Annotated in this window: 21 protein-coding genes and 2 pseudogenes; 11 read left to right on the top strand and 12 right to left on the bottom strand. The window is 72.9% G+C overall.

The window, feature by feature from the left end; translation table 11 throughout:
* Positions 1–7 precede the first annotated feature (7 nt).
* Positions 8–439: a VOC family protein gene (locus tag ACIP67_RS22640; protein ID WP_401694054.1), complete on the top strand. Its 432-nt coding sequence runs from the start codon at positions 8–10 to the stop codon at positions 437–439.
* Here the strand turns inward: ACIP67_RS22640 and ACIP67_RS22635 are convergent.
* Genes ACIP67_RS22635 through ACIP67_RS22600 form a run of 8 tightly spaced genes read right to left on the bottom strand, consistent with a single transcriptional unit; the run spans position 358 to position 7,609 of the window.
* A complete protein-coding gene (locus ACIP67_RS22635; protein WP_401694053.1) occupies positions 358–1,011 on the bottom strand; it encodes a 4'-phosphopantetheinyl transferase family protein in 654 nt (217 codons plus the stop codon). The two genes, ACIP67_RS22640 and ACIP67_RS22635, sit on opposite strands and share 82 nt — an antisense overlap.
* Positions 1,005–2,132, bottom strand: a complete 1,128-nt coding sequence (locus tag ACIP67_RS22630; protein ID WP_401694051.1) for an acyl-CoA dehydrogenase family protein — start codon at positions 2,130–2,132, stop codon at positions 1,005–1,007. The genes ACIP67_RS22635 and ACIP67_RS22630 overlap by 7 nt, the downstream gene beginning before the upstream one ends.
* On the bottom strand, positions 2,125–3,309 hold the full coding sequence (locus ACIP67_RS22625) for an acyl-CoA dehydrogenase family protein (protein WP_401694049.1): 1,185 nt from the start codon (positions 3,307–3,309) through the stop codon (positions 2,125–2,127). Before ACIP67_RS22625 ends, ACIP67_RS22630 begins: the two co-directional genes overlap by 8 nt.
* The gene (locus tag ACIP67_RS22620) at positions 3,306–3,557 is read right to left on the bottom strand and encodes a phosphopantetheine-binding protein (protein ID WP_401694047.1); all 252 of its coding nucleotides are present in this window, start codon (positions 3,555–3,557) and stop codon (positions 3,306–3,308) included. The genes ACIP67_RS22625 and ACIP67_RS22620 overlap by 4 nt, the downstream gene beginning before the upstream one ends.
* Entirely contained in the window at positions 3,502–4,839 is a 1,338-nt protein-coding gene (locus tag ACIP67_RS22615) for a type III PLP-dependent enzyme (protein WP_401694045.1), read from the bottom strand. Before ACIP67_RS22615 ends, ACIP67_RS22620 begins: the two co-directional genes overlap by 56 nt.
* Positions 4,840–4,863: 24 nt before the next feature.
* Positions 4,864–6,321: a class I adenylate-forming enzyme family protein gene (locus ACIP67_RS22610; protein ID WP_401694043.1), complete on the bottom strand. Its 1,458-nt coding sequence runs from the start codon at positions 6,319–6,321 to the stop codon at positions 4,864–4,866.
* A 9-nt stretch (positions 6,322–6,330) separates the two neighbouring features.
* Positions 6,331–6,594, bottom strand: a complete 264-nt coding sequence (locus ACIP67_RS22605) for an acyl carrier protein (RefSeq protein ID WP_401694041.1) — start codon at positions 6,592–6,594, stop codon at positions 6,331–6,333.
* A 58-nt stretch (positions 6,595–6,652) separates the two neighbouring features.
* A complete protein-coding gene (locus ACIP67_RS22600; protein WP_401694039.1) occupies positions 6,653–7,609 on the bottom strand; it encodes a hypothetical protein in 957 nt (318 codons plus the stop codon).
* Between the two features lie 241 nt (positions 7,610–7,850).
* On the opposite strand from ACIP67_RS22600, the gene ACIP67_RS22595 reads away from it, so the two are divergent.
* The 5 genes from ACIP67_RS22595 to ACIP67_RS22575 all read left to right on the top strand — a co-directional run bounded on the left by ACIP67_RS22595 (position 7,851) and on the right by ACIP67_RS22575 (position 12,739).
* Positions 7,851–8,822, top strand: coding sequence for a hypothetical protein (locus ACIP67_RS22595; protein WP_401694038.1), 972 nt, complete (start codon positions 7,851–7,853; stop codon positions 8,820–8,822).
* Positions 8,819–10,132, top strand: coding sequence for an AMP-binding protein (locus ACIP67_RS22590; RefSeq protein WP_401694036.1), 1,314 nt, complete (start codon positions 8,819–8,821; stop codon positions 10,130–10,132). Before ACIP67_RS22595 ends, ACIP67_RS22590 begins: the two co-directional genes overlap by 4 nt.
* 133 nt (positions 10,133–10,265) lie before the next feature.
* Entirely contained in the window at positions 10,266–11,441 is a 1,176-nt protein-coding gene (locus ACIP67_RS22585) for an iron-containing alcohol dehydrogenase (RefSeq protein WP_389517007.1), read from the top strand.
* The gene (locus tag ACIP67_RS22580) at positions 11,417–11,674 is read left to right on the top strand and encodes an acyl carrier protein (protein WP_401694034.1); all 258 of its coding nucleotides are present in this window, start codon (positions 11,417–11,419) and stop codon (positions 11,672–11,674) included. The genes ACIP67_RS22585 and ACIP67_RS22580 overlap by 25 nt, the downstream gene beginning before the upstream one ends.
* 147 nt (positions 11,675–11,821) lie before the next feature.
* Positions 11,822–12,739, top strand: a complete 918-nt coding sequence (locus ACIP67_RS22575) for a LysR family transcriptional regulator (RefSeq protein ID WP_401694032.1) — start codon at positions 11,822–11,824, stop codon at positions 12,737–12,739.
* A 61-nt stretch (positions 12,740–12,800) separates the two neighbouring features.
* On the opposite strand, the gene ACIP67_RS22570 is transcribed toward ACIP67_RS22575, so the two are convergent.
* A complete protein-coding gene (locus ACIP67_RS22570; RefSeq protein WP_401694030.1) occupies positions 12,801–13,418 on the bottom strand; it encodes a DUF402 domain-containing protein in 618 nt (205 codons plus the stop codon).
* Positions 13,419–13,475: 57 nt separating this feature from the next.
* A complete protein-coding gene (surE, locus tag ACIP67_RS22565) occupies positions 13,476–14,285 on the bottom strand; it encodes a 5'/3'-nucleotidase SurE (RefSeq protein WP_401694028.1) in 810 nt (269 codons plus the stop codon).
* A 201-nt stretch (positions 14,286–14,486) separates the two neighbouring features.
* Between surE and ACIP67_RS22560 the strand changes: the two genes are divergently transcribed.
* From ACIP67_RS22560 to ACIP67_RS22545, 4 genes and pseudogenes are all read left to right on the top strand, one after another.
* Positions 14,487–15,803 carry a DegT/DnrJ/EryC1/StrS family aminotransferase gene (locus ACIP67_RS22560; protein ID WP_401694026.1) on the top strand — a complete coding sequence of 439 codons (1,317 nt, stop codon included), beginning with the start codon at positions 14,487–14,489 and terminating at the stop codon, positions 15,801–15,803.
* A gap of 1 nt (position 15,804) precedes the next feature.
* Positions 15,805–16,884 carry a glycosyltransferase family 2 protein gene (locus ACIP67_RS22555; RefSeq protein WP_401694024.1) on the top strand — a complete coding sequence of 360 codons (1,080 nt, stop codon included), beginning with the start codon at positions 15,805–15,807 and terminating at the stop codon, positions 16,882–16,884.
* Between the two features lie 4 nt (positions 16,885–16,888).
* Complete coding sequence (locus tag ACIP67_RS22550; protein WP_401694022.1) at positions 16,889–18,325, top strand: condensation domain-containing protein; 1,437 nt, start codon at positions 16,889–16,891, stop codon at positions 18,323–18,325.
* Between the two features lie 55 nt (positions 18,326–18,380).
* A pseudogene (locus ACIP67_RS22545) lies at positions 18,381–19,442 on the top strand (AMP-binding protein); the annotation flags it as partial.
* 213 nt (positions 19,443–19,655) lie between these two features.
* Here ACIP67_RS22545 and ACIP67_RS22540 read toward each other — a convergent pair.
* A pseudogene (locus ACIP67_RS22540) lies at positions 19,656–20,249 on the bottom strand (ABC transporter ATP-binding protein); the annotation flags it as partial.
* Positions 20,246–20,482 carry a hypothetical protein gene (locus tag ACIP67_RS22535; RefSeq protein WP_401694020.1) on the bottom strand — a complete coding sequence of 79 codons (237 nt, stop codon included), beginning with the start codon at positions 20,480–20,482 and terminating at the stop codon, positions 20,246–20,248. The pseudogene ACIP67_RS22540 and the gene ACIP67_RS22535, both read right to left, overlap by 4 nt.
* A 23-nt stretch (positions 20,483–20,505) precedes the next feature.
* Here ACIP67_RS22535 and ACIP67_RS22530 point away from each other — a divergent pair, with 23 nt between their 5' ends.
* Entirely contained in the window at positions 20,506–20,649 is a 144-nt protein-coding gene (locus tag ACIP67_RS22530; RefSeq protein ID WP_401694018.1) for a hypothetical protein, read from the top strand.
* Positions 20,650–20,701: the final 52 nt, after the last annotated feature.

Raw genomic sequence — 20,701 nt, 5'->3', positions numbered from 1 at the left:
TGGGGGAATGCAGAAGCGCCCCCGCTACACCCTGTCCGCGGCCGTCCTCGACTGCCCCGATCCGCACGAGTTGGCGGCGTTCTACCGTCGTCTGTTCGGCTGGGCGGTGCGCGAATCGGAACCCGACTGGGTGATGATCGCGCCGCCGGAGGGGGGAACGGGCTTGTCGTTCCAGACCGAGCCCTGCTTCGTGCGCCCCACCTGGCCGGCCGAGCCCGGCGCGCAGCAGATGATGCTGCATCTGGACATCGGGGTGGACGACCTGGACAGCGCCGTCGCGCACGCCCGGCACATGGGCGCGCAGCTGGCCGACGTGCAGCCGCAGGACGACGTACGGGTCATGCTGGACCCGGTGGGTCACCCGTTCTGCCTGTATGTCCGCTCGTCGGAGGAGTCCGAGGAGGCCTCCGAAGCGGGCCCGGCCAGGCACAGGGGGTAGGGGCAGGCGGGGTGGGTGAGATGGTGCCAGGCCCAGCTCCGCCAGCGACCGGCCCGGGCGCCGAGCGGTACGGGGATGTTCCAGGGCGCGTCCGCGAAACCGCGGCCGGTAGCCTTGACGCAGGCTTCCTGGGCGGTCCAGATGTAGGCGAACTGGATCGCGCGCTCCCGCTCGGGCAGTGCGCGCAGGCGCGCGGCGTCGTCGGGGGCGCAGCACCGTCTGATCAGGGCGGAACTGGGCGGCAGCGGCTCCTGGAGGTCCATGCCGACGGGGTGGTCGGCGAGCGCGGCGGCGACCATGGTGCCGCTGTGGCTGACGCTGAGGCACAGCCCGGGGTGGGCCGGCAAGTAAGGGCGGCCTTCGGGGCGGGTGGCGACAGCGGCGTCGGCAGAAAGCCCGGCCTCGTGCAGCAGGCGCCGTACGAGCAGACGACCGGCACGATGCTCGCGCTCGTGCCCGTGGGCCGGGTGCGGGCCAGGTCGGTGTCGGCCCCGGTCGGCCGGCGCGCACAGTTCGTCGATCTCTGCCCAGGCGAGCCGTCGGCCGGACGCCGGTTCGGTCAGGGTCACCACGGGACGTCGTCCAGCAGGGCCTCGGCGTGGTCGGCCACGGTGTCCCGCAACACCCTGGTGGTTCCGCCGGCGACGCCGAACATCGCCGCCTCGGCGGCCAGGCGGTGCAGACCCCTCGTGCGGAAGGCGTCGGCTCCCTGCAGGCGGGCGCAGGTTCGCACCACGTGGTCGACGGTGGCCGCGCCGGCCGCCTTCAGCGTTGCGGTCAGCGCGGCCACGGGAGGGGTGCCCGCCGTGCCGGGCGCGCAGGTGCGGGCGCACAGCGCCTGTAGTGCCTGCTGCCTGATCACCGCGGCGGCGAACTCCTGACGCACGGCGGGGTCCTGGACCTGCGTCCGCCCCAGATAGCTCCGGTCGCCCAGCCGGGCGCGCGTCTGGGCCAGCACCCTTCGCGACAGGGCGTTCGCCCACAGGCCGCTGGCGAGCCGGTCGGTGCCGATACGGCGGGTGAAGGCGGCAAGCCCCCTGCCGGGCCGTCCCGGCAAGCCGTCCGGGCTCAGGCGGACGGACTCGAAACGCAGCGAGCCCACGCCGGAGCCGGTGAAGCAGTCGGTGGGTTCGGCCTCGACCCGTACGCCGGGAGTGTCCAGGGGCAGCAGGACCAGGGAGAAATCGGTGAAGTGCGTGCCGGGGCGGTGGCGGGCGAGGACCAGCGCGTACTCGGCGGTCGTGGCGTTGGTGATCCACCGTTTGCCGCCGTGGAGCGTCCATTGCCCGGTGTCGGGGTCGTGGTCGATGCGTGTGGTCATCGCGGTCAGGTCGGACCCCGGCACGCCGTCGTCCGTGGCCGCCAGGGCGACCGTCGTCTCGCCGCGCTCGGCTCTGCGCCGTACGGCGAGGGCCTGCTGCCCCGGTAGGTCGCGCAGCAGGGGCAGCGCCGCGGCGAGTTGTACGCAGACACCGAGGGTGGTGCCCAGGTCGTACCGTGCGTCCAGGTCGGTGAGGAGCGCGGCGAGCCGAAGGGGAGCCAGGCCGTAGCGCTCGTCGACGTCCGGTCCGTGGAAGAGGCTCGCGATCGTCCCGTCGCGCCCGAGGTCCCGCCACACCTGCGCGGCGGTCCCGGGCTCGGGCTCCGCGTCGACCGGTGGGATGGGCGGACGAATGCGGTGCGTGCTAGGCAAAGCGCACCGTCCGGTCCTGGAGAGTCAGCGCGCCGTTGGCCGTGTGCAGCCGGTCGTTGCCGTAGTTCAGGGAAGCGGAGCGCAGGTCGCGCAGGGCCCGCTCCAGGGCGAGCGGTGTGCCCCGCAGGTATCCCTGGGCCAGTCCGGCGAGTTCGACCAGGTCGTCGACGGCGGCCAGGCACTGCTCGGACGCCGTGATCTTGACCGTGTTCAGCAGCGACTGCACGGAGGGGGTGCTCACCTCGCGCACGCCGTCGGTGTACACCTGCGTCGCGTGCCGCAGGAGGGCGTGCACAGTCTCCAGCCGCTGCCTGGCCTTCGACAGCCGCGTGAGGAGCAGTTCACCGCTCAGGTCTCGGCGCTTGCGCTCCGCCGGGCTGCGCAACCAGCCGACCGTGCGTGACAGGGCGCCGGTCGCGGTGCCCAGCCAGCACGCGGCCCAGCCGAGGTGGGCGAGGGGCGCGAAGGTGGTGACGGTGACGTGGCGGAAGTTGCCGTGCCCGCCGATGACGTGGTCCGTCGGTACCGAGCCGCGCAGCCGCATCGGCACGCTGTCCGTGGCGCGCATGCCGAGGGAGTTCCACTCGCCGGTGACCTCCGCCTCCAGTCGGTCGCGTTCGGCGTAGACGAGGGAGACCTCGTGTGGTGACTTCGCGTCGGGTGCCTGGGTGGTGACGAGGAAGGCGTCGGCGTACCGCCCGCCGGTCACCACCGGGGCGGCCCGGTCCAGGACGAGGTGGTCACCGGCCCTGCGCAGCGCGGGGTCCGAGGTGAGGAGGTGGCCGCCGGTCGTGGCGCCGGTCGTCACCGAGGCCAGGTACACCTCCCCCGCGGCGATCCGGGGCAGGAGGCGGTCGCGCAGCGCCGGGGCGGCGTGGTCGCGTACGGCGGCGACCTGCTGGCAGTGCATGGTGAAGATCATGGCCGTGGACAGACAGTCCCGGGCCAGGAGGGCACTGATGTCGAGCAGGTCGGACAGGCTGCCGCCCATTCCGCCGTGGCTGGTGGGCACGAGCAGACCGAGCAGGCCGGAGCTGCGCATGCCGGCCAGGGCCTCGCGGGGGAACGTCGCGTGTTCGTCGCAGTCGGCCGCGTGCCGCCGGACGGCATCGGTGAGGGCCTTCAGGCCGGCCTCCGCTCCCGGGGGCCTGCGGGTGGGGGCGGTGGCCGAGGTCATGCCGCCTCCGACCGGTCGCGGGTGGCTTCGACCGCCTGCCACAGGCTCCGGGCGGTCGCGAAGGTGGCGTCGTTGAGGTACTCGTCGTCCAGGGTGATGCCGTACGCGTCCTCGATGTCGAACATCAACTCGATGGCCTGCATGGACGTCAGGCCCATCGTCGGCAGGGGCGTCTCCTCGGTCACCGGTTGGTCATCGGGCAGGAAACGCAGGTGCGGCCGGAGCAGTTCGGTGAACGTGGTCTCCATCGTCGGTTCCCTTCGGGGATGTGGTCGTCTCCGGCACCGTGATCGCGGTGCGGTGCAGGGTGAGACGGGTGGTGCCCAGGTGCCGCCGACCGTCGGTGACGACTTCCAGGGGCAAGGGGTGGCCGAGGAACAGGGCGAGACTGGCGGACAGGCCGTACGCCCCCACGTTGGGGACATGGACGAGGTCGCCGGGTTCGCCGGCCGCCACGTGGGCCCCGCCGGCCCAGGTGTCCAGGGGTGTGCACAGCGGACCGCAGACCATGGTCGCCTCGTCCGCCGCGACGGCGGGCGCGGTGTCCGGGTCGGTCACCACCTGCGGGCGGATGGGCGGCACCCGTTTGAGGCCGGCCATGCCGCCGAGGTGGTGGATGCCGGTGTCCAGGACCATGACACGGCGGCCGTGGGAGTGCTTCACGTCGAGCACCCGGCCGTAGAGGCGGCCGCACGTGGCGGTGAGATAGCGGCCCGCCTCGAAGGCGACGCCGGGGCGGCCCTCCCGCCACCCGGGGAAGGCCCCGTCGAGTGCGGCGGCCAGTCGTCCGGCGAGCAAGGGGTAGTCGGGCAACTCCCCCTCGCGCGCGTAGGGAGCGGCGAAGCCGCCTCCCAGATCGAGCGTCTCCAGCCGGATGCCCAGGATGTCCCGGACCCGCACGGCGGTCTCCACCGCGATGAGGAACTGCTCGGTCAGCGCCTGTTCGTCGGCGAGGTTCGTCGCCAGGTACAGGTGAAGTCCCCGGCAGACGGCCCGCGGATGGCGCGTGAACTCCGACGGCTCGTGCCGGATGGAGTCCAGGTCGGCACCGAACGGGGATGGCAGGCCTGTCATGGTGAGACCGGTGGCGGTGGCGGCCCGGTCCGGGTTGACGCGCAGCAGGTATCCGGCCGTGGTGCCGTGCCGGGCCGCCTGTGCGGCCAGTTGCCGGACTGCGTGCGCGGAGTCCAGCGAGAACAGCCGTACGCCCGCCGCGAGTGCGGCGCCCACTTCCGCGTCGCTCTTGCCCGGGCCCGTGTACAGGACGTCCTGAGGGCGAACGCCGGCGGCCAGGGCCGTGCGCAGTTCACCGGCAGAGCTGACCTCGGCGCGGCAGCCCCGCCCCAGCAGGGTGGCGACCACCTCGGGGTGCGGATTGGCCTTGACGGAGTAGTAGAGCTCGCTGGGTGCGGGCAGGCAGGAACGCAGCCGGTCGTGTGCGGCCCGTACGGTGGCCAGGTCGTAGACGTAGGCGGGGGTCGGCCCGTGGTAGGCGTGGGTCGGCCCCGGGCCGGCGGCGGTGTCAGACACGGCTCTCCTCCGTGATCCAGCGGGTCAGCGTCTTCTTGTCGGTCTTGCCGTTGGCGCTGGCCGGGAGCCGGTCGACCGACACGCACCGCGGCGGGACCTTGTAGTTCTCGATCCACTGCCTGAGCTGCGGCAGGACCGTGTCCGGGGCGGCGTCGCCGGAGACGACGAGAACGGCTTCGGGTGGCCGGTGTCGGGTACCAGCACCGCGGCGGCCGTGACACCGGGCACGCGCCGGGCCGCCGCTTCGACCTCGATGGCGCTGACCCGGAAGCCGTCCTGCTTGTAGATGTCGTCGCGCCGTCCGGTGAAGCACAGGTATCCGTCCTCGTCGACGGAGCCGTAGTCGCCGGTGCGCAGTTCGGGGAAGAGGCCGTCCCGGCGGACGAAGCGCTCCGCGGTCAGCTCGGGGCGCCGCCAGTAGCCGGCCATGACGTGCGGGCCGCGCACCGTGATCTCGCCGACGGAGCCCGGGGGTTGCCGGTTGCCGTCGGCGTCGACGGTGAACACCTCGGTTCCGTCCAGGGGGCGGCCGACGGTCCCGGTCCTGCTCAGGTCCTCGTCCGGCTCCATGATCGACACTCGTTTGCACTCGGTGAGTCCGTACATCAACTGCACGCGCATGTCCGGGAGTTGCGCGCGTAGCCCGGCCAGCGTCGCGTCCGGCATGGCCGCACCGGTGTTGGTCAGCAGGCGCAACGGCGGCCTGGGGCCAGGCTTGCGGCACAACAGGGTGAGCAGCGCCGCGGCGACCGGCGGCACGGCCGGCAGCACGGTGGTGCCGGTGCGTACGAGGGTGCTCAGCAGAGCGGGACCGGCCTCGGCGCGGGTTCCCAGATGAAGGTGGGCGCCTGCCGCGGCACACAGGAACACCTGGTAGAGGCCGTAGTCGAAGGAGAGGGGAAGGAAGCAGTGCACGACGTCGTCCGCGGTGTAGCCAAGCCGTCGGCCGATGGCGGTGGCGGCGAAGACCACCTGGGCGTGCGTGGAGACCACGGCCTTGGGCAGCGCGGTGGTGCCGGAGGTGTAGACGAGGCACACCGGGTCGACCGCCAGCGGGAGTTGCGAGGTCGCCGGGCCCGGTCCGGCGGGAAGGTCGTCCAGCTCATCGAGGGTGAGGTGCCGGATGCGCGCCTCGCGGGCGGCCCGGCCGGTCCCCTCGACGCCGGTGACCACCAGGCGCGGTGCGCAGTCGGCGAGGATGTGGCGCAGGACCGGCCCGGTGACCTCCTCGTGCACGACGGTGAACACCACGCCCAGGCGTGAGGCGGCGAACAGCAGGGCCGGCAGGTACGGGTGGGCGCAGTCGGTCACGAACAGACGGTCCCCGCGCCGCAGTCCGCAGGAGTCGAGGACACCCGCCAGCCGGAGACTGGTGTCGCGCAGTTCGCCGTAGCGCAGGGTCCGGTCGCCGCGGGTGACCGCAGGCGCCGTGGGGCGCCGAACGCGGTCGTCGAGGAGGTCGTGCAGCAGTTGAGGTGCCATGTCGTCACGTCACCGCCTTCCGCCGGTGACGAGCGCGCCTTCGACGAGGGCGGTGAGCCGGTGGGCGTCGCGCAGGTTGGCCGGGGTCAGCTCCTCGGGGTCGCAGACGATGCCGTACCGTTCCTCCAGCTGCTCGACGAGGTCGGCCATCACAAAGGAACTGAAGGCCGGGTATTGATCCAGCTGTGGCTGTGCGGCGATCTGTTCCGGTGTCTCTCCCAGCACGCCGGCCGCGTACCGGGTCACCGTGCGGAACACGTTCTCCGATGTCATGGAAGTCCTTCGTGATCGGCTCTGGTGCGAGGTGCGCGGCTTTGGTCCGTGGGCCGCCTCAAGCCGCCAGTCGCCGGGCCAGTTCCGCGTCGCGGGTCAGGAGCTGCGCGAACCGCTCGTGCAGTCGCGCCGGTTCGGGGCGGCCCCGGCGCACCCGGCGTGCCGCGAGGTAGCAGCGGCCGGCGAACTCCTGCCAGGCGTCGGCCTGTTCGGCCTGGGCCCGCACGCCGGCCGCCCCGGCCGTCCCGGCCGGGAGGGTGGTCAGCCAGGTGTGGTGCAGACGCCTGGACCGGGCCAGCAGCCAGGTCTCCAGCAGCAGGGCCTCCGCAGCCCGGCGGCGGTCGGGGTGGTCACGGTAGGCGGAGACGTACTCCTCGACGGCCCTCGTCCCGGTCCCGGTCAGCGCCTCCGCATTGCGCCGAAGCACATCCCCCGGGTCGGGAGCGACGTGGCGGGGCAGGACCGTGACGGTGCCGGCCCGCACGGGCCGGGCGCCGTCGAGGATGCGCGAGACCTCGTTCGGGGTCATCGTCCATCCTCCGGGGCGTGCGCGGCCGAAGGGCGTCTCGTTGTCATAGGCGTCCCACACGCGCACCATGTCCTGGAGCCGTTCATGGGGGGTCAGCACGAACGTGTGCGACATGTGCTGCCGGACGAAGTAGGGGCACCAGGGCAGGCTGTGCGCGTCAGCGACCACGAACAGCAGTCGTGAGCCGCGATGCAGCGCTTCCAGGGCCGTCGCGGCGCACAGGCCGTCCGCCGGCTCGGCGATGTCCACGCCCACGAAGTCGCGCAGGACCCGGGCGTGTTCGGTGACGGTCGGCTCGACGGTGGGCAGGTCCCCGGGACGGTCGCGGGGCATGAACCGCACGGGGGCGCCGAGTCCGGCGTGGCTGCCCGGGCCGAGCAGGTGGTCGGCCACGAGGGCCATGTTCGCCTGCACGCAGTCCATGGCCGAGGTGTCGAGGACGCCGACGACATCGGCCGGTGAGCCGGTCTTCGTGTCCTGAGGCATGGAGCCACCGCCCTCCCGGTCGATCATTTCCTGCAGAGTTCTCGGCGACCCGAGCTTCCGGCACCGAAGCTAACATTCATCAATTCCGATGCGCACGGCCCGCTCTATTCCCCTATAAAGCACCGCTATGGGGTCCGGTGCACCTTCCCTTGACTCAGGCATTCGGCGCGGAAATACGATGGAAAGGCACCGAGATCCGTGCCGCTCCCGACGCCACGATCGCAACCGGAAGGAGTCCGGAATGCCCCTGCACGAAGGCGGCCGAATTTCCGAACTCAGCTGCTACACCACCAATCTCGTCGCCTATCTCGACAGGGACGAACCCGGCGCCGCGCACCGCCTCGCGCATGCCGTCCGACTGGCCGTGCGCACCGATGTGCCCGGCGGCGGCCTCGCGTTCAGCCACCACCGCCGGATCGACCGCACCGGAGCCGGCTGGGAACTCGGTTACCGGAGCGCCGCCGACTGGGCCACGGCCCGCGAGGGGTTACGGCGGGAGGCATCCGCCGCCGGCAGAGTGCTGGCGAGCGGAAACACCCGCCACGTGCCCTGGTCCTCGCAGTTCGGCGCGGCGGGCGTGCCGCACTGGATTCTGCTGAAGACGCGGCCGGACGGCCGCTGGGCCGTGACGGACCATTTCGCGGCACTGCTTCCGGAGGGCGAACACCGCCCGTACGCGGGTGAGTTGACCGACGGCGAACTGCGGGCCGTGCTGACACCGGTCGGCGGCCGCGGTCCCGCGGCCGTCAGGGACGGCCTCGCGCTGGGTGAACCGGTGCCGGTACCGCCCGCCGACGAGTACCGCTGGCTCGTGCGGCAACCGCACACCGCGCCCCAACCCCTGCCCGGTCACTGGTTACAGGAGCCGCGGGCGGTGCTGGACTTCCTGGCCGGCCGGGTGGCGGCGGACCTGCCGACCCTGGTGGACCACGCCGACGACCTGTGGGCCGCGGCCCGGCACCAGTGCCACCGCATCACCGTACTGGCCGGCCAGGGTCTGCTGCCCGAGCCCGCCGCGGATCCGGCCGTCAGGCGCTGGTCGAAGCTCCCGCAGACCCTGCTCTTCGCCGCCATGTCGGCGGCCCGGGGCCGGCCCAGGCCGGAGCTGGTGGTCCGGGCCTTCGACGACGTCATCCAGGCCGTGTCGGACCTGGACCGGCCACAGCAGCCCATGGCCACGACGGCACCCCTCGCCGCGCGGAGCTCCCGATGAACGCGAAGCCGTCCGGCACGGTCCGGATCCCTGCGAAGGCGGCGCGCATGTACGACTGCCTGGCTGCCACCGGGCGCACCTCGCCCGACGCCCCGGCCGTCGTCGAGTACGCCGGGGAGGGGGCCGTACGCCTGGTCACCTACGGGCAGTTGCAGCAGCGGGTCGACGACACCGCGGCGGCGCTCACGGCGGCCGAACTCGGCCCCGGTGACCGGGTGATGGTGGAGTCGGAGACCTCGGCACCGGCCGTCGCCCTGTTCCTGGCCTGCTCCAGACTGGGGCTGCTCTGCGTCCCGGTGACCCCGGGCACCGGCCCGCACCGGTTCGCGGGGATGGTCGACGCCGTCCAGCCCGACCTGTACCTGCGGGCCGGTGGTGTGGCGCTGCGGACCATCGCGCCGCCGGCCGGCACGGGACGGTTCGGCCCCGCCGGCGTCATCGTCGAGCGGCCGCCCCGCCGTTCGCCGGGATGGACCGGCCGGCGCAGCAGCCTGGAGAGCGACCCGGCCTCCGTCGTCTTCACCTCCGGCGCTCTGGGCCGCGCCGCGGGCGTGGTGATGAGTCACCGCAGTCTCGCCGCGCTCCAGGACAGCCTGACGGCGTGCGGCCTCGTGGCCGGCGGCGACCGGGTCTTCACCACCGCGCGGTTCGGGTCCGCCGACTGCTTCACGGACATCTGCCTGGCGCTGGGCGGCGGCGCGGCGATCGTGCCGGTACCGCCCGCCCTCCTGCACTGGCCCGGCAGCCTTCTGCGCCACCTGGAGACCAGCGGTGCCACCGTCGCGAGCGGGCCGGCGTCGGTCTGGCAGCGGGTGCTGTGCCAGGTACGGCGGCCGGCCCGTCTCGACCGGCTGCGCACCGTACTGCTGCGCGACCAGGAGTTCCCCCTGCCCGGGCTGCACCGACTGCGGACGATGGTCACCCGGGCCCGCGTCATCCACTGCTACGGCCACGCCGAGTCACCGGTCTGCGGCCTGACCGACGTTCCCCGGCCGCTGCCCGAGAACGTGCGGAGGCTGCCGGTGGGAACCGTGCGCCCCGGGGTGGAGATGATGGTCGTGGACGAGAACGAACAGCCCATCGACGACTGCGGTGTCGTCGGGGAGCTGTACCTGCGCAGCCCGATGCTGTTCACGGCCTACTGGGGCGATCCCGGGGCGACCAGCGAGGCCCTCGTCCCGGACCCGGTGAACCGCCGCTCCGGTCAGACCGTGCTGCGCACCGGCGACCTGGCCTGCCTCGGGGAGGGCGGGCAGCTCTACCTTCACGGCCGCTCCCGCGGAGACAGCAGGCAGACGGTGTCCGGTTAGTCCGCGCGGCCCGTGCCGCCGCGTCACCCGCCCGTCGACGACCGAGGTGGTCGGCGAGTCGCCCGCCACCCGACGAACGAGCCGACCGCCCGGCACCGACCGCGGGCCGGCCGAACCCGAAGAGGTGTAGATCTTGCTCGAACGACGCGTACCACTGGACGGTCACGACATTCCCTACCTGTACGGCACCGACTGCGCCCAGGATCTGGCCGACGCGCTGGCCCGGACGGCGGGGGCGGCGGAGTCCGTGCTCTTCGTGGTGGACCGCAGGGTCACACCTCACGCCCTGCCCGTCATCAGGCGGTTGTCGAGCCATTTGAGGACGGAAACGTACGAGATCGAGGCGACGGAGCCGAACAAGACGATGGCCCTCGTGCAGGACATCGCCGAGCACGCCGTCGCACGCCGGGTCAACCGCAGTTCCCTCGTGGTCGGCATGGGCGGGGGGCTGGTCGGGAACGTCGCCGGTCTCACCGCGGCGCTTCTGTTCCGCGGCACCCGCCTGGTGCACCTGCCCACCACGCCGGTGGCCGCCTTCGACTCGGTGGTCTCCGTCAAGCAGGCGGTCAACCTGCGCGGCGGCAAGAACCTCTGCGGCACCTACTACACCCCCTCGCTGATCGCCTGTGACCTGCGCTGGCTGGCGACGGTCCCGCACTCGGAACTGCTCACCGGTCTCGCCGAGATGGCCAAGAACGTCCTCGCGATCACGCCCCACATGGAAGAGACCCTGCACGACGCGTTACAGGTGCTGCCGAAGGACCGGACCACCGCGCTGCAGCAGCTGTTCGGCATCGGGCTGGACTCGAAGATCCCGTTCCTCGGCAGGGACCCGCGCGAACGCAAGGAGGCCCTGGTCTTCGAGTACGGCCACACCACGGGACACGCGCTGGAGTTCATGTCGAACGGTGCGATGAAGCACGGCGAGGCCGTGGCCTGGGGCATGCTGGTCGCGGCCGAGGTGAGCCGGAACCTGGGCGTGCTCTCCCACGAGGACCTCGAACGCCACTACCGGATCGTCGACTGGCTCGGACTGCCGGACCCCGGCCGGCGGCTCGCCTTCGTCGACCCCGCGGAACTGCGCGCGAAACTGAGCACCGACAACAAGCGGGGATACGTGCCCTGCGGCCCGGACGAGGCGGCGATGGTGCTGCTGGAGTCCCTCGGCTCCGCCCTGACCGGCTCGCACGGGTATCCGCTGGTGGCTGTTGACCAGGAAGCGGTGGTGTCGGCCCTGGCCACGGTCACGGCGGGGACCAACCGGCTGGAAGGAGGCGAACGGCGGTGGACGACGTCGAGCGCACGGTGAGGACCGTACTGGCCCAGGTGCTCGGCAACGGGCTCGGGACCGAGGACGTCGACGCGGACGCGGACCTGGTGGAGTACGGCCTGGACTCCCTCAAGGCCGTCTCACTGCTGCTCGGCGTCGAGGAAACGCTGAACGCGGAGCTGGGCCCCGACACACTGGAACTTCGGCCGCTGACGGTCCGCGGGCTGAGCGAGCACCTGCGCTCCTTGTCCCGCGGGCGGGCCCTGGCCTAGGAGGCGCCCCTCCCCCGGGCCCGTGTATGGCCGGCGTACGGGGGATGTATCCGCCCGGGTGAGGCTGGTGGCCGGGAGAGGGCGCCGATCCGGGCGCCCCGTGTTCGGTGCCGCGCGTTGCCACCGTGGCGGCGGAAGGGCGAACTCATGGAGACTCCGCAGCTGGAGGCGTTCATCACCGTCGTCGACGCAGGCAGCTTCACCCGGGCAGCGGCGAGACTGCGCCTGTCCCAGCCGACCGTCACCAATCGCATCAAGGCCCTGGAGCAGGCCCTGGGAGTCACCCTGCTGGAGCGGCTCCCCCAAGGTGCCGCTCCGACTCCGGCCGGCGGCGAACTGGTCCCCTACGCCCGCCAGATCGTCTCCCTCAACGCCCACGCCCACCTGGCACTCAGCTCACCGGGCCGGCTGCGAGGACGGGTGGAGGTCGGCACCATCGAGAGCCTGACCAACCACCGGCTCCTGCCCTTGATCGAGTACGTGTACCTGCGCTATCCGTCGGTGGAGATCTCCATGCGGTCACCGGCGGAAGGGGACGCGATCTCCTCTGTCCGCGGCGGGCGGCTCGACTGCGCCATCTTCGTGGACTGCGTCCAGGAGGGCCACGCGGACCTGGAGACGAAGGTCCTGTGCCCCGAACCGCTGGTCCTCGTCGCCGGCCCCGGTCACCCCCTGTCCGGCCGCAAGGGCGTGAGCCACACGGACCTGCTCGGTGCCACCCTCGTCTGCTCGGACAGCAGCGCCGGCTACCACCTGCGCTTCCAGCACGTCCTGGACGCCCTCGGCGCCGGGCAGCCACGTGTGTTCACCCTCAACTCGGTCGACGCCGCCAAACGGGGCGTCGCCAACGGCGTCGGCATGGCGCTGATGCCACGGATCGCCGTCGCGGAGGAACTCGCCGCCGGCGAGCTGTGCCGGATCGATTGGACCCCGCCGTTCGAGACCTACACCCAGCTGGCGAGGAGGCGCGGCGTCGCGGCGAACCCGGCGCTCGACGCGTTCACCGACGCGGCGGTCCGGGTGGTGGAGGAGCAGTTGAGCGACCAGACACTGACCGCTGCCTGAGGGCACGCACGGTGGACGCACGGGCCCGGCGGACGCGACACGTCCGCCGGGCCCGCCACCGTCATACGGGCGGCCGCCGGCAGCCCGGCGGCAGCCCGGTGGGTACCGGCCAGGCGGGGTCGGGCCGGAAGTCGCACCAGCTCCCGTCGAAGGGGAAGCGCCCCTCCTGCACCAGCGAGAGCACACGCTCCCCCTCGGCACGGACCGCCGCCTCGTCGGTCACCCAGTAGTGCCCGGGGTGCGCCAGCCGCTCGACCAGCTCCTCCTCGTCCTTCCACTCCCAGGTGCGGTCCGGGCGAACCACCAGGTCGAGATCCTGGTCCACGATGTCCAGACCGGCCAGACCGTCCTGCTTCCAACGCACCGCCGGCTCCTCCAGGTTGACGTACCACTCGATGAAGCGGCCGTCCTCGCCGTACTGCCACCACACCGAGTGAGCGGCGCCCTCCGGCAGGAGCATCAGCGTCCCTCCCCCGGTCCAGGTGCCCTCCGCCAGACGGTGCGAGCAGGTGGACCACTCTTCGAACGGCATGGAGCGCATCCCGCGCCCGTCGGCGGCCACCTCGTAGGCGACCGTCGTGCCCGGAGCGATCCACAGCAGCAGGCCCCGTTCGTCGTGGGCGACGACACGCGCGGGGCGGATCCAGCCGATGCGGCCTCGGCGGACATTGCGGTGCACGACGACCCGCCCGGGCCGGAGCCTGGCCGTGCCGGCCTCCCGCAGGCCCCCCCCGGCTCACAGCGGCAGCTCGATTCCCGCCATCTCGCCGACCGGCCGGACCGGGGTGACCGTGGCGTGCCCCGCCCCCAGCAGGGCCAGGTCGGTCCCGGGCGTCGGCTGAGCCCCGTTCTCCTCGGCGGTCAGCCGTACGAATCCCCCCTCCTCGTCGGTGGCGACCATCTGGGTCGTGCCGAACGGCGCCAGCGAGGCACGTGTCAGCTCCCGTACCTCCTCGGCCGGCTTGTCGGGGACATTGAGGTTGAGGACGGTCCGTGCCGGCAGTGCGGGCAGTACGGTCATCAGCCGCCGCACGAAGCCGGTCGCCGTCTCCCAGTGCCGGCTCTCCTCCCAGGCCGCGTCCGTCTCCTGGGTGTCGCGGCCGGCCGTGGCCTCCACCGCGGACAGGGCGTCCAGGGACACCGCGATGGCCCGCAGCCCGTTGTCCGCGGCCGTCACCGCGGCCCCGACGGTGCCCGAGTGCAGGATCGCGTGGCCCGCGTTGGTGCCCAAGTTGACACCGGAGAGCACGATGCCCGGGGGCGGGCCGAAGGCACCCGAGGCGGCCAGGACGACCACACACGCCGGGGTGGCGGCCACGCCGTGGGCGGGGATGCCGGCCAGGCCCTCCAGTTCGCGCCGCTCGACGGCGACCCGGCCCTCGTGGAGCACCGCGCCCAGACTGGCGCTGCTGCCGCTCATCTCGGTGGCCGGAGCGGCGACGACCACGTCGTGGCCGCAGTCCGCCATCGCACGCGCCAGCCGTCGCAGACCGATGGCGAAGATCCCGTCGTCGTTGGTGACCAGCACCCGTTGCGTCGTCTCCATGACTCCTCGCCTGGCCTGCGCCGTGTGCGGATAAACCCCGTTCGGCGGTCGTCGGTCACCGGCCGGGCGCAGATGTATGGAGTGCGTACCCGGCGTGTATCGCAGCCAGCGACCGTACCGGTTGGGCCTGCGCGGTGACGGCCGGCCCTGGCCCAGCGACCGCGCACGTCTTGTGAGCACGCCCGACGGAAGGAGGGGCCCATGGCCCCGGTGCAGCTTCGAACTCCCCGCCTCGCCATCGACGGCGGGCTGCCGGTGCGCCGACCGGACGCCGGCTGGCCGGTGTGGCCACAGCCGGCGCGCGGCGCGGACGCGGCACTGCTCTCCGTGCTGGCCAGCGGCCGGTGGGCCATCAGCAGCCCCTACCGGGGCGAGTTGGCAGAACGCCGGTTCGCGGCACGGTTCGCCCAGTACACCGGGGCGCGGCACTGCGTCCCCACCGACCACGGCTCCAGCGCCCTGGTGATCGCCCTGGAGTCCCTCGGACTGCGCAGCGGTGCTCTGGTGCTCGTGCCGGCACTGACCTGGACGGCGAGCGCCACGGCCGTACTGCGAGCCGGGCTCGTCCCCGTGCTGGTCGACGTCGACCCGTGGACCGGCTGCATCACCCCGGACACGCTCGACCTGAACGTGGGCGCCCAGGCGGTGATCGCCGTCCACTGGGCCTGCTCGATGGCCGATGTCCCGGCCCTGTCGCGGGTCGCCGCGGCCCGCGGCATGAGCGTCGTCGAGGACGCGGCCCAGGCGCACGGCGCGCGGTGGCAGGGACGCTCGGCGGGCACCCTGGGACGCCTGGGGTGCTTCAGCATGCAGCACGGCAAGGTCCTCACCTCCGGGGAGGGCGGGGCCGTGGTGACCGACGACGACGACCTGGCGCCCGTGCTGCAGGAACTGCGCGCCGACTCCCGCCGCTACGGCACCGACCGGCGGCCCGGGGCGCTGGAACTGGTGGAGGACCCCTCCACGATGGGCTCCAACTTCTGCATGAGCGAGTTCTCCGCCGCGCTGCTGTGCGCCCAGCTCGACGCTCTGGAGCGGCAGAACGCCGTGCGTACCGCCAACTACACGCGCCTGGCCGAGCTGCTGTCCCAGATCCCCGGCGTGCGCCTGCTCCGCCGCCGGCCGGAGCAGGACCGGCTGTCCCTGTACGAGGTGCCGATCGTCCTCGACCCGCTGCCCGAGGGCCGGGACAACACCTGGGCGGCACGCGCGCTCAGCGCGGAGCTGCGCACCCATGTCTACACACCGCGCGCACCCCTGTCGCGCAGTGCCCTGCTGCGGCCGTGGACGAAGCCGACCATCGCCCCGCTGGCGGAGCGCTTCGTCGCCCTCCACCGGGACCGCAGCTATCCGGGTGCGGAGTACCTGGCCCGGCACGCCGTGGTGCTGCACCACAGCGCCTTCCTCGGTCCCGGAACGGACATGGACGACATCGCCGAAGCGGTCGCCAAGGTCATGGCCGACTCAGGACGCCACGCCGACCGCCTTCGGCACGGCGCCGGGATGAAGGTGAACTGATATGCCCGTCCAGGCGGTTTCCGACCGCATCCGGCCCGGCATCACCGTCGTGGTACCGGTCAAGGGCCGGGTGGAACTGACCCGCAGGCTCCTGGAGAGCCTGGAGAAGTCCGCCGTGCGGTGCCCCGAACCGGCCGAGGTCGTCGTCGTGGACGACAGCAACTCGCCCGAGGCAGCGGAGCACCAGGAGAGCTGCCGCCGTCACGGCGCGCGCTACGTCGGCGGTCCGGCCCATGTCGGCGCCAAGCGCAATCTCGGCGCCCGTCTGGCCCGGCACGACCTGCTCTGCTTCGTCGACTCCGACTGCCGTGCCGCTCCCGAACTGCTGAGCCAGCACGTCCAGGCACTGCGCGGAGCCCCGTCCGAGGTGGCCGCTGTCGCCGGACCGGCACTGCTGGCTCAGGAGGGGCAGACCGCCATCTCGCGGATCATGAACCGGTCCTGGCTGCTCAACGGCCATCACGAGGACCCGCTGCACCACGAGCGGATGACCTGCGCGGGCACCTCCAACCTGGCGGTCAGGCGGGACGCGTTCGAGGCGGTCGGCGGTTTCCCGGAGGACTCCCCCCACCCACTGGGCGGCGAGGACATCGACTTCGGGCTCCGGTTGACCGGGCGCGGCCACATCACCGCCTGCGACCCGGAGGCCGTCGTCACGCACGACGCCACCAGCACCGACTCCGTACGGGCGGTGTGCCGACGGCTGATGAACTACGGGCGCTCGGAGCAGTGGCTGTGCCTCGTGCACCGGCAGCGACGACGGTTCCGGCTGAACCCCGTCAGCGTCCTCGCCCTGACCGGCCTCGCCTCGCTCAGCGGTCCGCGCAGCACCCGAGGGCGCCGGGCGCTGGCCGTACCGGCGGTCGCGGGTGTCCTGCTGGGCGCCCGGACCATACCCCTGCTGCACGGCGAACGGTCCGCCCGCGCCCTGGCCGACTCGGTGGCCTGCGCGCTGCTGGAGTGCTTCTTCGACCTGGGGGCCGTGGTCGGCGCGGTCGAACACCGCCGCCCGGACCTGCTGTTCGCCGGATTCGAGATGCCGGACGACAGCGCCTACCGCCGCGCCGACGACAGGAGCTGACCCGATGACGGGAGAAACGCGCTGCACGCCGCCGGACGCCTCCGGCGACCGCCTGCCCCTGGCCCCGGCCCAGGAGACGCTGTGGGAGTTCATGCGGGCGCTGGCCCCGGACGATCCCGGGGCGGCGCGGCTGCCGGTCGTGGACTTCCGCCGTATCGAGGGCACCGTGGTCCTGCCGGCCTTCGAGCAGGCGCTGCACGACGTCAAGCGGCGCCACCACGCGCTGCGCATGGTCTTCGACCGCCTGGGGGACGAGCCGCTGCTGCGCACCCGGGCGGAGCCGGACGTCCCCTTCACCTACCTGGACCTGTCCGCGCTGCCGGCCGCCGAGCGGCAGCGGCGGATCGACGCGCTGGTGCACGGCGAGCGCTTCCCCGCCTTCGACCTGCTGGCGGGGCCATTGTGGCGGGTGCGCCTGGTACGCGTCGGGCCCGGTGACCACCTGCTGATGTCCTCGTTCTTCCACATCATCTCCGACGGCTGGTCCTGCCAGGTGTTCGTGGAGGACCTGATGCAGGCCTACGGGACACGGCTCGGCCACGGCTCCCCGCCGGGGGACCTCGACGTGACGTTCGGGGACGTCATCGCCTGGCAGCGCGCGCTCCTGGCCGAGGACCCCGCTCGCGACGCGTACTGGCGGCGGCAGCTGCTGCCCCTGCCCACCGAGCCGGTGTTTCCGCCCCTGGCCACGCCCCGCGGCCGGGACCTGACGGCCGAGGTGGCCCATCCGTTCGCCTTCGGCGACGAGGTCGCCGCCGCGGTACGGGACGTGGCGTGGCGGGCTCGCAGCACGTCGTTCCTGGTGCTGCTGGCCGCCTATCACGTGCTGCTGTGCCGCCGGCTGGGCCGGGACCGGCTGGTCGCGGGAACCACGACGCTGGGCCGTACGACCCCGCCGGCCCGACGGGTCATCGGCCAGTTCACCAACAACGTCTATCCGGCGCTGCGCGTCGGCCCCGCCGACTCCTTCCTGGACGTGGTGCGGTCGCTGCACGCGACGATGACCGAGGCCGTCGCCCATGTGCCGTCCTTCAACCGTCTGGCCCGTGCGGTGTGCCCGGACTTCGACCGGATGCGGCCCTGGTCGTTCATCGAGGTGTTCGACTACTGGTTCCAGTCGGCCGCGCCCGCCGCGCCCGACATCCAGGCGCCCGGACTGCGCGTCCGGCAGGTGTCGCCGGGCGGCGAGGAAGCCCTCGACGGGCCCCCGGTGGCCGACCTGGCCGAGGCGGGAGACCGGCTGCCGGTGTGGGCGCGGCGCGGCGTCCCGATCGTGGTCGTCGACGACGCCCGCCGCGGTGGGGTGCTGATCTACAACCGGGACCTCTACGACCCCGCCGCGGTCGGGGACCTGGCGGCGGAGTACCAGGAGATCGTGGCGGCCCTGACCCGCGCACCGCAACGCGCGCTGCGGGACGCCTTCGCGGCCGCCCGGGCCTGACGCGGACCGGGCCGGTCACCGCGCATCCACCGGCCAACCCGAAGGGAGACCCCTCGTGACCCGGACCCTCACCGAGAACGGCACCTTGTACACGTGGTTCCACGACACCGCCCTGCGCCGCCCGGGTGAGACGGCCGTGGAGGCCGCGAACCGGGCCGTGAGCTACGAGGAACTGGACGCCCTGGCCGGGCGGGTGGCCGCCGCACTGGTGCGCCGCGGCGACGGCCGGCCGCCGGCCTGCGTCGGGCTGCTCGTCACGCGCGGTCTGGCCGGATACGCGGGCTACCTCGCGGCGCTCCGGCTGGGCGCGACCGTCGTACCGCTCAATCCCGCCTTCCCCCCGGCGCGGAACACGGCCGTGGCACGGGCCGCCGGGGTGCGGACAGTGGTGTGCGACGAGACCGGCGCGCCGCAGGCCCCGCAGGTGGCCGCCGCCTGCGAAGCCGGGCTTCTCCCGCTGGTGGCCACGGACCGCGGCGACTGGCCGTCCACCCTGCCCGCCGGCTCCTGGACGGAGCCCTGCCCCGCGACACCGCACGACATCGCCTACACGCTCTTCACCTCCGGCTCCACCGGCGAGCCCAAAGGCGTGCCCATCCGCCACCGCAACCTCCGCGCCTACCTCGCCGACCGCGCCGAGCACCATGAAGTGGGACCGGGCGCCCGGCTCTCACAGACCTTCGAACTGACCTTTGACCCCTCGGTCTTCGACCTGTTCGTCGCCTGGACGACGGGAGCGACGCTGGTGGTACCCGAGGCGGACGAGGTACTGCGGCCCGTGGAGTTCGTCACCTCGCGCCGCCTGACGCACTGGTTCTCCGTCCCGTCGGTGATATCGCTGGCCCGCAGGCTGCGGGCGCTGCCCGCGGGCGGCATGCCCGGCCTGCGGCACAGCGTCTTCGCCGGCGAACAGCTCACCCTGGACCAGGCAGCCGCCTGGTCGGCGGCGGCACCGAACAGTGCCGTCGACAACCTCTACGGACCGACGGAATTGACCATCACCTGCACCGGCTACCGGCTGCCCTCCGACCGCCACGCCTGGCCGGACACCTCCAACGGCACCGTCCCGATCGGCCGCCCGCACCCCCTCCTGGAGGCGGTCGTCCTGGACGGTGACGGAACGGAGGCGGCCGAGGGCGAGCTGTGCGTGCGGGGGCCGCAGCGCTTCGACGGCTACGCCCGCCCCGAGCACGGCCGGCACGCCTTCGTCCGCCACCCGGAACAGGACAGCGCCGCCGAGGGCGATCACGCCGATCCGCGGTGCTACTACCGCACCGGGGACCGGGTGCGCCGCGAGAACGGCGAACTGGTGCATGTTGGGCGGCTGGACGACCAGGTGAAGCAGGGCATCGAGTACGGGCTGTGCGTCATCGACGCCCATGAGTCCGTCAAGAGCATGGAGTGCGAAGACGACCGCTGGCCGGGTCACCAACGCCCGGACCACCGCGGCGCGTTGTTGCTGGCCGCCCGACAGCTCCGCGGGGCGGTGGCGGAGCCGGTCGGCGAGCCCGACCCGTCCGACGAGGCTGTGCAGCCACTCCCGGTCGGGCCTGCGGCCCGCCAGCCGCAGCGGCAGGGTGATGTTGTCCTCGACGCTGAGTGAAGGGATCAGGTTGTACGCCTGGAAAACGAACCCGACGCGTTCGCGGCGCAGTTCGGTACGGCGGGCCTCGCTCAGCCCGGAGATCTCGTGCCCGTCGATGCGGACGGTGCCCGACGTGGGCGAGTCGAGACCGGCCGCGCAGTGCATCAGGGTGCTCTTGCCGGAGCCGGAGGGGCCCATCACGGCAAGGAACGTGCCGTGCGCGACGGTCAGCGACACATCGTCCAGGGCGCGGACGCCGCCCGGGTACGTCTTGGCGACACCGGTGAGGGCGATGGCGGGGGCCTTGCGCGCTGTGTCCGGCGGCACGACGGTGCTCATCGCCGACCGCGCAGGGCACGCACGACGAGTGCGGTCGCGGCGGCGAGGGTGACGGCGCCGCAGGCCAGGTTGGCGGCGACGGGCGTGTCTCTGTACGAGACGACCGTGTTGACGACGGCGCCGAGCACCACCACGGCCCACAGCAGCGTCCGGGTGACCGCGGAGCGGCTGACGCCGTCCTGGGCGTCGCCCGCGGGGGCGTCGTTCAGACGGTAGGGGTCGGTGTGCGGCATGGTGGCTGCCCTTCTGCGGTGTCGTGGCGGGGTGGCTGCGGGACATCGGCGGCGGTGAGGGTCACGGGGTGGCGCCGGTGGCGGTGGTGGCGGTGGTGGCGGTGGTGGCGGTGGTGGCGGTGGTGGCGGTGGTGGCGGTGGTCGTCCGGCACCGCCGGCCGTCGTGAGGTGTCCCCGACGCTACGCACCGCCGCCCCCGCCGGCCGATCCCGCAGTCCG

Origin of the sequence: Streptomyces sp. NPDC088812 (genome assembly GCF_044750285.1) — a bacterium.
GTDB lineage: Bacteria > Actinomycetota > Actinomycetes > Streptomycetales > Streptomycetaceae > Streptomyces.
Note: the sequence above shows the minus strand (reverse complement) of the source record. Positions and strands in the feature narration are given on the sequence as shown.

What these genes read in the sequence shown, in the direction of transcription:
- ACIP67_RS22640 (WP_401694054.1), top strand. Translation starts at nt 8, where the DNA reads ATGCAGAAGCGCCCCCGCTACACCCTGTCCGCGGCCGTCCTCGACTGC.
- ACIP67_RS22625 (WP_401694049.1), bottom strand. Translation starts at nt 3,309, where the DNA reads ATGACCTCGGCCACCGCCCCCACCCGCAGGCCCCCGGGAGCGGAGGCC.
- ACIP67_RS22620 (WP_401694047.1), bottom strand. Translation starts at nt 3,557, where the DNA reads ATGGAGACCACGTTCACCGAACTGCTCCGGCCGCACCTGCGTTTCCTG.
- ACIP67_RS22610 (WP_401694043.1), bottom strand. Translation starts at nt 6,321, where the DNA reads ATGGCACCTCAACTGCTGCACGACCTCCTCGACGACCGCGTTCGGCGC.
- ACIP67_RS22605 (WP_401694041.1), bottom strand. Translation starts at nt 6,594, where the DNA reads ATGACATCGGAGAACGTGTTCCGCACGGTGACCCGGTACGCGGCCGGC.
- ACIP67_RS22600 (WP_401694039.1), bottom strand. Translation starts at nt 7,609, where the DNA reads ATGCCTCAGGACACGAAGACCGGCTCACCGGCCGATGTCGTCGGCGTC.
- ACIP67_RS22595 (WP_401694038.1), top strand. Translation starts at nt 7,851, where the DNA reads ATGCCCCTGCACGAAGGCGGCCGAATTTCCGAACTCAGCTGCTACACC.
- ACIP67_RS22590 (WP_401694036.1), top strand. Translation starts at nt 8,819, where the DNA reads ATGAACGCGAAGCCGTCCGGCACGGTCCGGATCCCTGCGAAGGCGGCG.
- ACIP67_RS22575 (WP_401694032.1), top strand. Translation starts at nt 11,822, where the DNA reads ATGGAGACTCCGCAGCTGGAGGCGTTCATCACCGTCGTCGACGCAGGC.
- surE (WP_401694028.1), bottom strand. Translation starts at nt 14,285, where the DNA reads ATGGAGACGACGCAACGGGTGCTGGTCACCAACGACGACGGGATCTTC.
- ACIP67_RS22560 (WP_401694026.1), top strand. Translation starts at nt 14,487, where the DNA reads ATGGCCCCGGTGCAGCTTCGAACTCCCCGCCTCGCCATCGACGGCGGG.
- ACIP67_RS22555 (WP_401694024.1), top strand. Translation starts at nt 15,805, where the DNA reads ATGCCCGTCCAGGCGGTTTCCGACCGCATCCGGCCCGGCATCACCGTC.
- ACIP67_RS22550 (WP_401694022.1), top strand. Translation starts at nt 16,889, where the DNA reads ATGACGGGAGAAACGCGCTGCACGCCGCCGGACGCCTCCGGCGACCGC.
- ACIP67_RS22535 (WP_401694020.1), bottom strand. Translation starts at nt 20,482, where the DNA reads ATGCCGCACACCGACCCCTACCGTCTGAACGACGCCCCCGCGGGCGAC.